12 protein-coding genes are annotated in these 12,566 nt (G+C 59.3%); all 12 read right to left on the bottom strand.

Features of this window, described 5'->3' with window-relative positions; translation table 11 throughout:
- Positions 1–23 precede the first annotated feature (23 nt).
- The 12 genes from IEI95_RS00345 to occT all read right to left on the bottom strand — a co-directional run bounded on the left by IEI95_RS00345 (position 24) and on the right by occT (position 12,546).
- Positions 24–1,586: an ABC transporter ATP-binding protein gene (locus tag IEI95_RS00345; RefSeq protein ID WP_194415635.1), complete on the bottom strand. Its 1,563-nt coding sequence runs from the start codon at positions 1,584–1,586 to the stop codon at positions 24–26.
- Positions 1,583–2,398 carry an ABC transporter permease gene (locus IEI95_RS00340; protein ID WP_194415633.1) on the bottom strand — a complete coding sequence of 272 codons (816 nt, stop codon included), beginning with the start codon at positions 2,396–2,398 and terminating at the stop codon, positions 1,583–1,585. The genes IEI95_RS00345 and IEI95_RS00340 overlap by 4 nt, the downstream gene beginning before the upstream one ends.
- Positions 2,395–3,405, bottom strand: a complete 1,011-nt coding sequence (locus tag IEI95_RS00335; RefSeq protein ID WP_194415631.1) for an ABC transporter permease — start codon at positions 3,403–3,405, stop codon at positions 2,395–2,397. The genes IEI95_RS00340 and IEI95_RS00335 overlap by 4 nt, the downstream gene beginning before the upstream one ends.
- A gap of 57 nt (positions 3,406–3,462) precedes the next feature.
- Positions 3,463–5,019 carry an ABC transporter substrate-binding protein gene (locus IEI95_RS00330; protein WP_420481783.1) on the bottom strand — a complete coding sequence of 519 codons (1,557 nt, stop codon included), beginning with the start codon at positions 5,017–5,019 and terminating at the stop codon, positions 3,463–3,465.
- 28 nt (positions 5,020–5,047) lie between these two features.
- Entirely contained in the window at positions 5,048–5,992 is a 945-nt protein-coding gene (locus IEI95_RS00325) for a homocysteine S-methyltransferase family protein (protein WP_060718071.1), read from the bottom strand.
- 318 nt (positions 5,993–6,310) lie between these two features.
- Positions 6,311–7,372: an ornithine cyclodeaminase gene (gene ocd / locus IEI95_RS00320; protein WP_070149162.1), complete on the bottom strand. Its 1,062-nt coding sequence runs from the start codon at positions 7,370–7,372 to the stop codon at positions 6,311–6,313.
- A 28-nt stretch (positions 7,373–7,400) separates the two neighbouring features.
- The gene (gene rocF, locus IEI95_RS00315; RefSeq protein WP_070149163.1) at positions 7,401–8,321 is read right to left on the bottom strand and encodes an arginase; all 921 of its coding nucleotides are present in this window, start codon (positions 8,319–8,321) and stop codon (positions 7,401–7,403) included.
- Between the two features lie 55 nt (positions 8,322–8,376).
- The gene (locus IEI95_RS00310) at positions 8,377–8,721 is read right to left on the bottom strand and encodes a RidA family protein (protein ID WP_070149164.1); all 345 of its coding nucleotides are present in this window, start codon (positions 8,719–8,721) and stop codon (positions 8,377–8,379) included.
- Positions 8,718–10,226 carry an opine oxidase subunit OoxA gene (ooxA, locus tag IEI95_RS00305; RefSeq protein WP_070149165.1) on the bottom strand — a complete coding sequence of 503 codons (1,509 nt, stop codon included), beginning with the start codon at positions 10,224–10,226 and terminating at the stop codon, positions 8,718–8,720. The genes IEI95_RS00310 and ooxA overlap by 4 nt, the downstream gene beginning before the upstream one ends.
- A complete protein-coding gene (locus IEI95_RS00300) occupies positions 10,223–10,546 on the bottom strand; it encodes a (2Fe-2S)-binding protein (RefSeq protein ID WP_071208361.1) in 324 nt (107 codons plus the stop codon). The genes ooxA and IEI95_RS00300 overlap by 4 nt, the downstream gene beginning before the upstream one ends.
- On the bottom strand, positions 10,527–11,642 hold the full coding sequence (ooxB, locus tag IEI95_RS00295) for an opine oxidase subunit OoxB (protein WP_070149167.1): 1,116 nt from the start codon (positions 11,640–11,642) through the stop codon (positions 10,527–10,529). The genes IEI95_RS00300 and ooxB overlap by 20 nt, the downstream gene beginning before the upstream one ends.
- A gap of 73 nt (positions 11,643–11,715) precedes the next feature.
- Entirely contained in the window at positions 11,716–12,546 is an 831-nt protein-coding gene (gene occT / locus IEI95_RS00290) for an octopine ABC transporter substrate-binding protein OccT (protein WP_070149168.1), read from the bottom strand.
- Between the last annotated feature and the right edge of the window lie 20 nt (positions 12,547–12,566).

Raw genomic sequence — 12,566 nt, 5'->3', positions numbered from 1 at the left:
TCGATATCCTCGCTGTCTCCGGCTCAAGGGAACCAAGGGATAGACTCGACGAGCGCCGCTGCATGTGAATCAGAGGGCTGGCGAAGCACTTCGGCCGTTGCCCCTGACCGCACGATTTGGCCGTTGTCCAGAACGGCAGTGCGACCGGCAATGGCGCTGACAATGTTCAAGTCATGGGTGATGAAGAGGCATGCGATGCCTTCGTCCGCCTGCAGGCGCATGAGAAGTCCGAGTACCTCGCGGGCCACCAGTGCATCCAGCGACGACGTCGGCTCGTCGCAAACAAGCATCAGAGGACGGGCGGCAAGCGCTCGCGCGATGGCGACGCGCTGTTTCTGTCCGCCGGATAGCTCGGCTGGGAAGCGCCCCGCCATACCGCGGCCAAGCTCCACCTGGTCGAGCATCTCCTCGACGCGACGATCGCGCTCCCGGCCGCGCAGACCCTCGTAGAGGGCAAAGGGTCGACCAATGATTTCTCCTACGCGGTGCCTCGGATTAAGCGCGGTGTCTGGCGTCTGGTGAATGGTCTGGATGGCCCTGCGGTGTGCAAGGGGGCGGTCATGGATAGAGGCGGCGAGGGGTTTTCCTTCGAACAATATCTGGCCGGAGGTTGGAAGGAGCAGCCCGTTTACGATCCGACCGAGCGTCGACTTCCCTGATCCCGATTTCCCGACGAGCGCAAGCGTTTCTCCCCGGCAGACACTGAGCGAAACGTCATTTACTACCGGCCGCGTTCTGTTGTAGCCGGCAGTAACGCCCTGCACTTCCAGAACCGACTCGCTGGTCTCGGGAGGCGCGGTAAAACTGAGAGTTCCTGCTGAGAGCAAAGCCCTGGTGTAAGGGGCAGACGGGTTGCGGATGAGGGTTGTCACCGGGCCTTCCTCGATACTTCGTCCCCGGCGAAGGACGTGCACGCTGTCGGCGATCTGTGCGACGAGCGGCAGGTCATGACTGATATAGATAGCCGCTGCCGATTCGAGCGCTATTGCCTTGCGGATCGCGCCCAAAACCTCCCGTTGCGTCCCAACGTCCAGCGCGGTGGTGGGTTCATCGAATACGACAAGATCCGGCTTGGTGCAGAGTGCCATCGCTGTCATGGCACGCTGCAGCTGGCCTCCCGAGACTTCATGAGGAAACCGGACCGCAATTGCCTTTGCATCGAGGCCGAGCACATCGAGCAGGGCAAGGGCGCGGTCGGTCGCTGCCGCCTTACTGAATCGGCCGCTACGCAGGCTCGATTCTATTATCTGGTCGATTAGCCGAAAGGCTGGGTTGAACGACGCCGCAGCCGACTGTGCAACATAGGCGATCCGCTGGCCGCGCAGCGCCCGGCGCTGCGGCTCAGGCAGGCGGAACAGGTCGATCCCGTCGAATTGCACCGATCCACCGATGCGTTCGGTTCCGGGTCTCACATATCCGAGGGCGGCAAGGCCAATGGTGGACTTTCCTGCGCCGGATTCACCTATCAGGCCGAGAACGCTACCGCGTTCGATGCGGAGCGAGACATTCTCCACGATCAACGCCGATACTGAGCTGCCGGTGGGTCGAATGGTGAGGTTGCGAATGTCGAGAAGAGTGGGGTTCATGTTTTCGGCCCACCATCGCGCCCGGCCGAGACCCAATCCACCACTGAGCTGACGGCAATGGCGAGCACTGCGATTGCCGCTCCCGGTACAAGGGCTGCCGTGACCCCGAACAGCAGCCCGTCCTTGTTCTCTTTGATCAGGCTTCCCCAGTCGGTTACCGGCGGTTGGACGCCCAGCCCCAAAAAGGACAGGGTGGACAGGAAGAGAACTGAGAAGACGAAGCGCAGGCCAAGCTCGGCCAGAAGTGGCGCCATGCCGTTGGGAAGGATCTCGCGCAGAATGATCCAGCTCGTTTTCTCGCCACGTAGATACGCTGCCTCGACATAGTCGAGAGCCGCTGTATCAGCCGCGATCAACCGTGCCAGGCGAAAGAAACGGGTCGCCTCCACGAGCGCTATGATCGCCACGATGAAGAAAACCGAACGCGGCAGGATGGTGAGAAGCACCATTGCCAGAATGAGTGTCGGCATCGCCATAACGAGATCGACGAATCGCGACAGCACCATGTCAAGCCAGCCCTTGCGCAGCCCCGCCAGAAGGCCGAAGCCGGTACCCGCCACAAAGGCGATGAGGACGGCGGCAGCTGCAGTCAGTACGGTGACGCGAGCGCCCCAGATGAAGCGTGACAAGAGGTCTCGGCCGATCATGTCAGTGCCGAACAGATGGGACGCGGACGGTGGCTCCCAGCCGGGTCCAACGATCTCGTTCACGCCGTGGGGCGCGATGAAGGGCGCGGTGAGGGTAACGAGGAGGCAAACCCCAATCGTCAGGAGTGACAGGATGACGGAAAGTGGAAGTTTGACGGCGCTCACGATTGAAACCCCAGACGGGGATTGGCGAGCACGGAGAGGACATCCGCGCAGAGATTGAGCCCGATATAGACACTGGCGAACAAAAGTGCGGTCGCCTGGACAACGGGCACGTCGCGATTGACGACGCTGTCGACCATGAACTGGCCCATGCCGGGATAGACAAATATGACCTCCACCACGACGACACCGGCGACGAGATACGCAAGATTGACCAGCACGACGTTGATGATTGGCGAAAGAGCGTTCGGTAACGCGTGGCGCCAGACCACCGTGCCGTGCGGCACCCCCTTCAGCACCGCCATTTCGATGAAGGGCTTCTCGAGAACATCCAGCACCGAGGCGCGCACCATTGCGGCGATATGGCCGGTGACAACGAGGACGAGCGTTAGGCTGGGCAGCGTAATCGCGGCGATACAGTTGCCAAGGCCCATGTTCGCGAACACCGTGCTGCTGCTCGCGAACCATCCGAGCGAGATCGAAAGCACATAGATAAGCAGGTATCCGATGAAAAATTCCGGGAGCGCCACGAAGGCGCGCGTCAGGAGCGAGATCGTCCTGTCGATGATGCTGCCACGATATCGAGCAGCCAGAAGTCCGAGGAGCACGGCGAGGGGCACGGACATGAAGGCTGCGGTCCCGGCGAGGAATAGCGTATTGCCCAGTCTTGCGGCGATGCTTGCGGCGACGCTCCTCCCGTTGAGGAGGCTTGTGCCGAGATCGCCGTGAACGAATGCGTTCAGCCAGGAGAGATAGCGGATGGGAAGAGGCTGATCGAGGCCAAGCCTTTGGCGTAGTTCTGCGACCGCTGCAGGCGTGGCCGAGCGTCCAAGAAGTGCGGTTGCCGCATCGCCAGGCAGAAGCTCGCTGCCGACGAACACCAGGCTCGACAGCACAAGCAACAGGCCGATCCCTGCGGCGAGGCGCCGCAAGATATAGGCGGCGAGCCCGCGTCGCCTTCTGTTTGTCTGCTCGGTCGCCAAGGCGTCGTTGGGCTCGGCAATGGTCATCAATCTGTCTCCATGAGGGGAGCCGGCAGGAAAGTCAGCCTGCCCGGAAGCTCTTGCCTATTCGTCGAACCAGACCTTTTCGGCGGTGCGCGGCCCGATCTGACCTGGGATTGCCTTGAACCCCTGGAGGTTGGAGACGGAGGCGCTGATCTGTGCGGCATAGGCCGGGATGACCGAGCTGTTTTCCTCGACGATCAGCACCTGGGCATCGTGGTAGAGCTTCTTGCGCTTGTCCTCATCAAGTTCGCCGCGGGCCGCAAGAACCAACTCGTCAAAAGCGCTGCTCTTCCAGCCGGACTCATTCCATGGGGCGTCAGACAGATAGATCAGCGACAGCATAGCGTCCGCGGTCGGCCGCGCGGCCCAGCCGGAAGCGACGAAGGGATGCTTCAGCCACACATCATTCCAGTAGCCGTCGGCTGGTACGCGATTGACCTCGAAAGGGATGCCGGCCTTTTCAGCCGACTGCTGGTAGAGCTGGGCTGCATCAACAGCGCCGGAGAAAGTCGCACCATCGGCCGCCGACAGGACGATCTTTCCGTCAAAACCCGCTTTTTTCCAATGGAACGCTGCCTGTTCCGGGTCGTAGGCGTGCTTCGGCACGTCGTTCGTAAAATAGCGATTGGAGGGGAAGATCGGATTGTCGTTTGAGGCCGTCCCGGCTCCATTGAGGATGGAGGATACGATCTGTTCACGGTCGATGGCGTATTTCAAAGCCAGCCTGACGTCGATATTCTTGAAGGGGTCGGCGTCGGCGCGACCGACAAACAGGACGATCGAGGAGTCCGCTTCTGTTTGGAGCGTGATGCCCTGGTGTCCCTTCAGGCGCTGTGCGACGCGGGACTCGACATTGTTCACTACATGCACCGACTTGCTGAGCAGTGCGGCGACACGCGCGGATTTGTCGTTGTAGGCGACAGTCTCAACGGAATCGACGTGTCCGCGTTCCGGATCCCAATAGTTCGGATTGCGCTTGGCCAGTGTGCGTACGCCGGGCTGGAAGTCCTCCAGAATGAAGGCTCCAGAACCTATGCCCTTGTCGAAATTCTCACCATCCGGCGTAATGCCGAAATGTACGTCTCCCAACAGATAGGGGAAGTCGGCGTTCGCGCCGTTGAGCTTGAAGGTGACTTCATTCGGTGCTGACTTTACGATGTCGGTTACGCTCAAAAGATAGCCTTTGCCAGCCGATTCCGATTTCTCGCCGCGGTGATGATTGAGCGAATAGATGACGTCCTCTGGCGTCAGTTCCTTGCCGTTGTGGAACTGCACGCCCTTGCGAAGCCGGAAGATCCATTCGCTACCGCCCTTCGCAGGCTCCCAGCTTTCGGCGAGACCAGCGCGCAAGCTGGAATCGTCGTTGAGGTCGGTCAACGTGTTGAAAAGCTGGAGGCCCACATTATAGGTATAGGCTTCGAAATAGTAGGCCGGGTCGAGGCGGTCGGAGGTCGAGGCGTTGTCGATCCCGAGGATCAGGTGGCCGCCTTTCTTCGGCCCGGCGGCGCGCGCCATGCCGGGAAGGAGCAATGTGCTGGCAGCGACGGCGGCGCTTGCCTTGAGAAAACGGCGGCGGCCCAGTTCCAGAGGGGCGCTAAGATGCGGGTGCTGTGTCATGATCGGCTCTCGAAGAGGGGGGTGAAGGTCAGGCGGCGACTGGCCGCGGATCGAAGGTTTGACGGAGTTCTGCGATATGTTCCGGGCCAATGCCGCAGCAGCCGCCGACGATCGTGGCGCCGGCCTCGACCCAGCGACGAGCAAACAGCAGGTAGCCGGGAGGATCGAGATCGTCGCGGAGACCGCTCAAGCCAGCATTGGCAGGCAATGTCGCGTCTGGTTCCGGTTTCGGCACGAAGGCGTTGGCATAGACGCCGATCGGCGTTGAGTAGCCGCTAGTATTGAGTGCCCTGCGCGCAGCTCTGATTGCTGCCTCCATGATTTCCGCCTGGCTGCAGTTGAACAGCAGCGCGCCGGCGCCAAGTTCCACTGCCTTTACCGCCGCATCGGCCACGGCTTCGCCAGATCGAAGCGTCGGTAGACTGCGCCCGGAAATTACATCCTCGACCCCCTTGCCATCCTCAAGGGTGAACGAGAGCCAGAGCGGACGGGTGTCGTTGCCCAGAACCGCGCGGATTGTTTCGACCTCGCGGAGTGAACCCTGGGTCTCCGCCAGCCAGAAATCCACGTAAGGGCCTAGCCCCTGGACGAGGACGCTGAGAATCTCTGGAGCCTTGCCCGGATCGAACAGATCGGGACGATAGGAGCCAAAGACCGGGGGCAGCGATCCGGCTACACGAACGTGGCCGCCAGACTTCGCGGCTGCTGCGCGAGCGAGCTTTCCAGAGAGGCTTACAAGCGCAAGGCCATCTTCGGCGAAGCGTTTGTCACCGACGTGGAAGGGCACCACGGCATAGCTGTTCGTGGTAATGACATCCGCGCCTGCTGCGACGAAAGCGTCATGCGCCTTTTCGACGAACTCCGGGGCTTCAATCAGCGCAAGCGCGGACCATTCGGGCTGTCGAAACGGCGCGCCGCTGCGCAGCAATTCGCGACCCATACCCCCGTCTAGAATAGTGACTTTTGATGACATACAGGCGCCTTTCATGAGTTCATAATTGTAAGCTGCGTCGTTTCGCAATGGCGCTATATGACCTTGTGCCTTCAATAAAGAAAAGTGCATTTAGCCTATAGATTTGATGTATTTTAGAAAAAGACACCTCATTTAGATTTATGTGTCCAATATTCATTGTATATCCGTAAAATTTTCAGACGTTTATTCTAATTTGCATCGTTGTTATTAGACAAGCAGCAGCATTCTCTTGAAAAAGCGGCGGGTCACTGTCCATGTGCAAGAAGAGTTTCCTCATTCTCCTATACAACATGGCTGATTTTCTGGCCTCAATTGGGCCTATGCCAGCTCGAGCTTCTTCTCACAGCGCAGGAGCATGCCATAGAGGTCACGAGGCTCGTCTGGATCTGCCAGCAAATCCAGCTCGGTAAACAAGGCGAATTCGGCAATCTTGCCGCGGACATAGCGCAAGGCCGAGAAGTCCTCGATTGCGAAGCCGACACTATCGAACAAGGTGATCTGCTTATCATTGCTTCGGCCGATCGCGTCGCCGGTCATAACCTGCCAAAGCTCAGTAACCGGATGCGACGCAGGAAGCTGCTGAATGTCACCTTCGATCCAGGTCTGCGGTGGATACTCTATGAAGATGTCCGAGCGCAGCAGGACCTCTTTGCTGATCTCCGTCTTGCCGGGGCAATCGCCGCCTACAGCGTTGATATGAACACCTGGTCCGACATGATTGTCAGACACGATTGTTGCGTACTGTTTGTCGGCGGTGACAGTGGTGATGATGTCTGCGCCCTCAACGGCGTCGGCGACCGATTTGCATTCAACGATGTTGAAGCCAAGTCCGGTAAGATTGCGTGTGCATTTCCGCGTCGCAGCTGGATCAATGTCGTAGAGACGCAGTTCCTGGATTCCGAGGAGCGCTCTGAAGGCGCGAGCCTGGAACTCACTCTGGGCGCCGTTGCCGATGATGGCCATCGTTCGTGAGTTCGGTCGCGCCAGATATTTCGCGGCAAGAGCGGATGTCGCAGCAGTGCGAAGCGCGGTCAGTATCGTCATCTCCGAAAAAAGCAGCGGATAGCCGTTTCCGACATCGGCAAGGACACCGAAAGCGGTGACCGTCTGGCGGCCGTCCCGCGTGTTTTTCGGATGGCCGTTGACGTATTTGAAGCCGTAGAGTGCACCATCGCTGGTTGGCATCAGCTCGATGACGCCCTCGCTGGAGTGGGAGCCAACCCTGGGCGTCTTGTCAAAAATGGGCCAACGGCGAAAGTCTTCCTCGATCGCCGCTGCCAGTTCAGTGAGAAAGGTATCAATACCCACCTTGAGCACCAGTTTCATCATGTGATCCACGCTTACGAACGGAACCACGTTTAGCTTGCGATCGACGGTCATTATTCCTCCAGTCATTCGACGGTAGATTTCAGGCAGCGCGGGTTGGTCTATCCATGACCCGCTTGCCCATGAGACTTGCAACGATATCTACGATGAGCCGTGCGGTCTTCCCGCGCTCATCGAGAAAGGGGTTCAATTCGACGAGATCCAGGCTGGTGACGAGACCGCTGTCGTGAAGCATTTCCATGATCAGGTGCGCTTCGCGGAACGTCGCGCCGCCGGGGACAGTCGTTCCAACGGCGGGTGCAATTTCCGGATCGAGAAAGTCGACGTCGAAGCTGACATGCAACATCCCGTTCGCGGCGCGGACGCGCTCGAGGAACGTTCGGGTCACGCTGGCGACCCCGTGTTCATCGATGGCACGCATGTCATGCACGGTTATCGACGAGGACCGCAACGCGTCCCGCTCTGCGGGATCAACGCTCCTGATGCCGATCATGCATAAGTTTTCGGGCGGGACGGCGTGGTTCAGCGCTGGAAAGAAGCCCTCGAATCCACGCCGGCCAGTATAGTAGGCCACGGGCGTGCCATGCAGGTTTCCGCTGACGGTGGTTTCCAGCGTATGGAAATCGGTGTGGGCGTCAAGCCAGAGAACAAAGAGTTGGCGACCGTTCTCCGAGGCGCGCCGTGCAATTCCCGGGATCGTTCCTGCGGAGATCGTGTGATCGCCGCCAAGAAAGATCGGCACACTGTTATTGCTGTGTTCGTAAGCTGCCGCCGAAAGCAGCTTGATCCATGCCACCGTTTCACCGAGGTGATGGACGGAAGCGTTGGCATGGGCGATTGCCGGAACAGACTTCGAACCCAGATTGCCGAGGTCCCGAACCCTGTGCCCCAATTCTTCAAGCGCGCCGGCAAGACCGGCGATCCTGAACGCGCTCGGACCCATCTCGCAACCGAGATGTCCTGCCCCAATTTGCAGCGGTGCTCCGATCAATATGCATTCCATAACAATCTCCAGCAACGACTGCGATCTTGCAGCCGCCTCCAAGGCTTCGCCAGGTTCAGTAGTGAGCGGTGGCGATTAGCTCGATGAGCGTCGTGTCGCCGAGATCAGCGACGCCGATGGTCGCGCGGGCGGGCAACTCCGCCGGCGCGAACCATTCCTTCCAGACCGCATCCATTTGCGACTTCACGTTCATGTCGGTGATAAAGATCGTGGCGGAGAGCAGGTTTGCGCGTTCTGAGCCTGCCTCTTTGAGATATGCATCGAGCTTGGTCAGGACCTGACGGGTCTGCCCTTCCATGCCGAGGCTTTCATCGTCAGCGACGATCCCGCCGATGTAGGCGATGCCGTTATGCTTGACGACGCGATGCAATGTCGGCATCCGGATAAGTCGCTCTGTCATGAGAAATGTCCTGCTTCGTTGGTGTCATGATCGACAGGATCCCTGCCGGTTACCGCCTTCAGCGCGTGGGGCGTGTGCGGGAGATGTGCAAGTTCAGCAAGCCGAACGGGCTTGACTGGCGAACGAAGGCGATAGGTTCCCACTTCGCCGGGGCTGATCTTTCTTTCTTCCGCCATGATTTCTGTGACGGTCGCTGCACAAAGACGGCCCTGGCATTGGCCCATTCCGCAGCGAACAAATGTTTTCAACTGGTTCGGACCGGGCGGTCCAAGCGCAATGGCCTCCCGCAGCTTGCGCACTGTGATTTCTTCACAGCGGCAGACGATTGTTTCGGGGTTTGCCGGTGCGAGGAAGCCCGAACGGGGTGTGTAGAGAGCATCCAGAAACGCCCTTCCGCGCAGGAAGCGGCGGGCTTTCTTGTGCAGAGATTTGATCGGCGTAGGCACTGCCGTCGTACTGCCAAGCCCCAAGTCAGAAAGTGCCGCAAGTGCAACGATGCGTCCGCTGACCTCCGCGGCTTGAGCACCTGCGATCCCGGCTCCGTCGCCGGCGACATAAATGCCTGCCTTGGTGGTCCGACCTTCATGATCTGCGACAGGCTCGAACGCACGCTGTTCGTCATTCCATTTCAACTCACAGCCCGCTGCATTGGTCAGGCTCGTCGACGGAATCACCCCCTGGTGCAAGAGCACCGAGCTGGCAGGGAGGACTTGTTCGTTACCGGTTGTGGTGAAACGCACGCCTTCAGCGCGCTCGATGCCGGTGATCGCAATGGATCTGACGCCGGAAACCACGCGTGCATGACGTTTTACCTTCGCCAGCAAGCCTATGCCTTTCAACACGTAAGGTGAAAGCATGAATTCGGGCATGTGTCGGAGCACGCCGAGCCGGAAGGGAGATTGAGCAGTATCGAGCACGGTGAGATCAGATACGCCTGCATCGACGAGCTGACTTGCCAGCAGATAGAGAAGTGGTCCGCAACCAGCCATGACCACAGGTCCCGATGGCATCGCTCCGGCTGCCTTGAGGGCGATCTGAGCAGCGCCCGCGGTCATCACGCCTGGCAAGGTCCAGCCGGGCACCGGCATGGGACGCTCCTGTGCGCCGGTGGCAAGAACAACAGCCTCAGCTTCAATCATTCGGGCCGAGCCGGCCACGGTCACGCCGACGACATTGCGTGTCTGATCCGCCGTTTCGTCCCGGTTTTCCAGGCTCCAGACCGTGGCGCGTGGCGCATAATCGACGTTGCTGAGACCGAACGCTTCTGCGAGCGGCTTTCCCTTCCAATAGTCGGGACCGAGAAAGATTCTTTTGTCGGGACTGTTTCGTGTGATCTCGCGGTAGATCTGTCCGCCCGGACGGGGGTTTTCGTCCAGTACCGTAACGCGGGCACCAGCCGCAGACGCTTCGACAGCGGCCGCCATACCTGCAGGTCCCGCGCCGATGACGAGAAGGTCGTAAAAAGCCAGAAGGTCCGATGCTGTTGAGACTTCGCGAAGGCTCATGGGACTATCCCCTCTTCGCTTGTCGCGAGCTTCGGGAATGTGGGCGCGCCCATCTGGCTCATAACCGTCATCCCGTCTTCGACCTCGGTCAGACAAGCTTGACGATTCTGCACGCCATCCACGGTGACCAAACACTCGAAGCAAACGCCCATCAGGCAGTAGGGCGCGCGCGGGCTCTTGCTAACGACGGATTGCCGAACGTGGTCGATCCCCGCGGCCAGCAAAGCGGTGGCGAGCATATCTCCCCGCTCAGCCTGGATGATCACGCCATCGAAGGTGAACTGGACGGGTTGCTCTATCCTATGCAGCCTGTTGAGCATGGAACCTCCGGGCGGAAAAGGCTGACAGATCGTCGTCAAGCTTACCCGCGGCAATCTGCGGTGCCACGATCAGTGCGTGATTGGCAGCCAAGGTTACGCCAGAATGGCAGGCGACGAGGAATGCACCCGGGTGGCGCTCGGAATGATCGTAAATGGGTATTCCATCCGCCGTTTTGACCCTGAAACCCGTCCAGCTGCGCAGGACGTTCAGATCAGAAAGGGCGGGGAAAATTCTTAAGGCCCGGCTGGCCAGCACGGCGCTGATTTCGGATGACGATGAGATTTTGGCGCTGTCGGTCTCTTCGCTATCGCCGATCATGATACCACCTTCGTCGGCCTGCCGCATTCCGGCAGAGAGGCACGGCAGGGCGGTCTGGCTCTTTTCCGTGACGAGGATCTGGCCCTTGCTACGCTTGAGCGGGCAAGACAGCCCGACCATTGGCGCCAGCCTCTCGTTTTCGAGGCCGGCGGCGAGAACGACCCGGCGTGAAAATATGGAAAACCCATCACCCTTGAGAATGAAGCCTTCAGTCTTTGGTTCGATGGTTTGAACATGATGGTTTGGACGATAGGTCACCCCTTTCTTTTCCATCGCTGCGTGAAGCGCGTGGAAGAGGCGAAGTGCATTCACGTGTCCGTCCGCAGCACAATAGATCGAGCCTACAACCTCCGCGCCGATACCCGGCACGCGGTCAAGCGTCTGCTGGCGATTCAATACCTCAAATTGCGGAGCTCGCCCGTTTGTTTCGAGCGCAATGCTTTCCATATCCTCGCGATTGACCTCGAGTTCCTCTTCAGAGAGTGCGAAGGTATATGCTCCGTCCTGTTGAAGACCGACGTCGATGCCGCTGTCGTCGAACAGGGCTTTTGCCATCGTCGGCCATCTCTTGGCGGACGCATCTGACCAAAGAGCGTAATGGGGCGCATGCAGCCCTTTACCCTGCACCCAGACCAGCGCGAAATTGGCGCGCGATGCACGCAGATCCAGATCCGCGCCGTCGAGGACGAGAGGCTTCGTTCCTGAGCGTGCTAGACCCCAGGCAATCGAGGCGCCGACCAGGCCGCCTCCGATAATGGTCATATCAACTTCGTACATCGTATCTCGGCGTTCTTGTTTATTCGCAGCACCGGGATACGGCGCGAACGCCGTATCCCCTGGAAGCGACCGATCAATGGGGGGTGACGTCCACCTTGAACCACTTCAACGAGAGCGTCTTGATGGTGCCGTCTTCGCTTGCCGCCTTGATGGCTGCGTCAAAATCAGCCTTGAGTGCGGTGTCTTCCTTGCGAAGGCCAACAGCGACCACGCCGAACTCGCCACCGGAGAAAAGCGGCCCGACGAGCTTCGCGCCCTTCATTTCCGGCTTTTCAATTGCCGCGGCGAGTACGGTTGCGTTTGCCAAAACAGCATCCAGTCGACCGCTCGTCAGGTCGAAGTTGTGCTCCTCGACGGACTTGTATTCCTTGATATCCACGGCACCCTTGAAATACTTGTCCAGGAAAGTCGATGCTGTGGTCGATCCCTGCACGCCGACCGAGGTGCCGTTCAGGAAGCTCGATATGTCGGCAATAGCCTTTTTGGCGGCATCTGCCTGGCTGTCGAGCGAATAGGTTTCGCCCGTGCCTGGCATGTCCGCCAGCTTGCTGTCACCCATGACGGCAAAACCGTTGATGCCTGCTGCGTACGGAGTCGAGAAGCCGATCACTTCCTGCCGTTTTGGGGTGATGCTCATGGCGGCCATGATCGCATCGTACTTTTTGCCGGTCAGCGACGGGATAATGCCATCCCAGTTCTGCGCGACGATCTGGCATTTCGCCTTCATCTTCTCGCACAGGGCGTTGGCGAGATCGATCTCGAAGCCGTCGAGCTTGCCGCCTGGTCCCGAAAAGTTCCAGGGCGCATACCCGCCCTCGGTCGCGATTGTAATCGACTTTTCCTGGGCTGCTGCCTGACCGGCAACAAGGAGAAGCGCTGCGCACAGAATAGTTTTGAGTTTCATAAGTTCACCTCTGTTCATTT

Origin of the sequence: Agrobacterium vitis (assembly GCF_014926405.1) — a bacterium.
In the GTDB taxonomy this organism is placed as follows: domain Bacteria; phylum Pseudomonadota; class Alphaproteobacteria; order Rhizobiales; family Rhizobiaceae; genus Allorhizobium; species Allorhizobium vitis_H.
This window is presented reverse-complemented; position numbering and strand designations above follow the sequence as displayed.

Coding starts and splice junctions, on each gene's coding strand:
- IEI95_RS00325 (WP_060718071.1), bottom strand. CDS start 5,992: ATGTCATCAAAAGTCACTATTCTAGACGGGGGTATGGGTCGCGAATTG.
- IEI95_RS00310 (WP_070149164.1), bottom strand. CDS start 8,721: ATGACAGAGCGACTTATCCGGATGCCGACATTGCATCGCGTCGTCAAG.
- ocd (WP_070149162.1), bottom strand. CDS start 7,372: ATGACCGTCGATCGCAAGCTAAACGTGGTTCCGTTCGTAAGCGTGGAT.
- ooxB (WP_070149167.1), bottom strand. CDS start 11,642: ATGTACGAAGTTGATATGACCATTATCGGAGGCGGCCTGGTCGGCGCC.
- IEI95_RS00335 (WP_194415631.1), bottom strand. CDS start 3,405: ATGACCATTGCCGAGCCCAACGACGCCTTGGCGACCGAGCAGACAAAC.
- IEI95_RS00345 (WP_194415635.1), bottom strand. CDS start 1,586: ATGAACCCCACTCTTCTCGACATTCGCAACCTCACCATTCGACCCACC.
- IEI95_RS00300 (WP_071208361.1), bottom strand. CDS start 10,546: ATGCTCAACAGGCTGCATAGGATAGAGCAACCCGTCCAGTTCACCTTC.
- rocF (WP_070149163.1), bottom strand. CDS start 8,321: ATGGAATGCATATTGATCGGAGCACCGCTGCAAATTGGGGCAGGACAT.
- occT (WP_070149168.1), bottom strand. CDS start 12,546: ATGAAACTCAAAACTATTCTGTGCGCAGCGCTTCTCCTTGTTGCCGGT.
- IEI95_RS00330 (WP_420481783.1), bottom strand. CDS start 5,019: ATGACACAGCACCCGCATCTTAGCGCCCCTCTGGAACTGGGCCGCCGC.
- ooxA (WP_070149165.1), bottom strand. CDS start 10,226: ATGAGCCTTCGCGAAGTCTCAACAGCATCGGACCTTCTGGCTTTTTAC.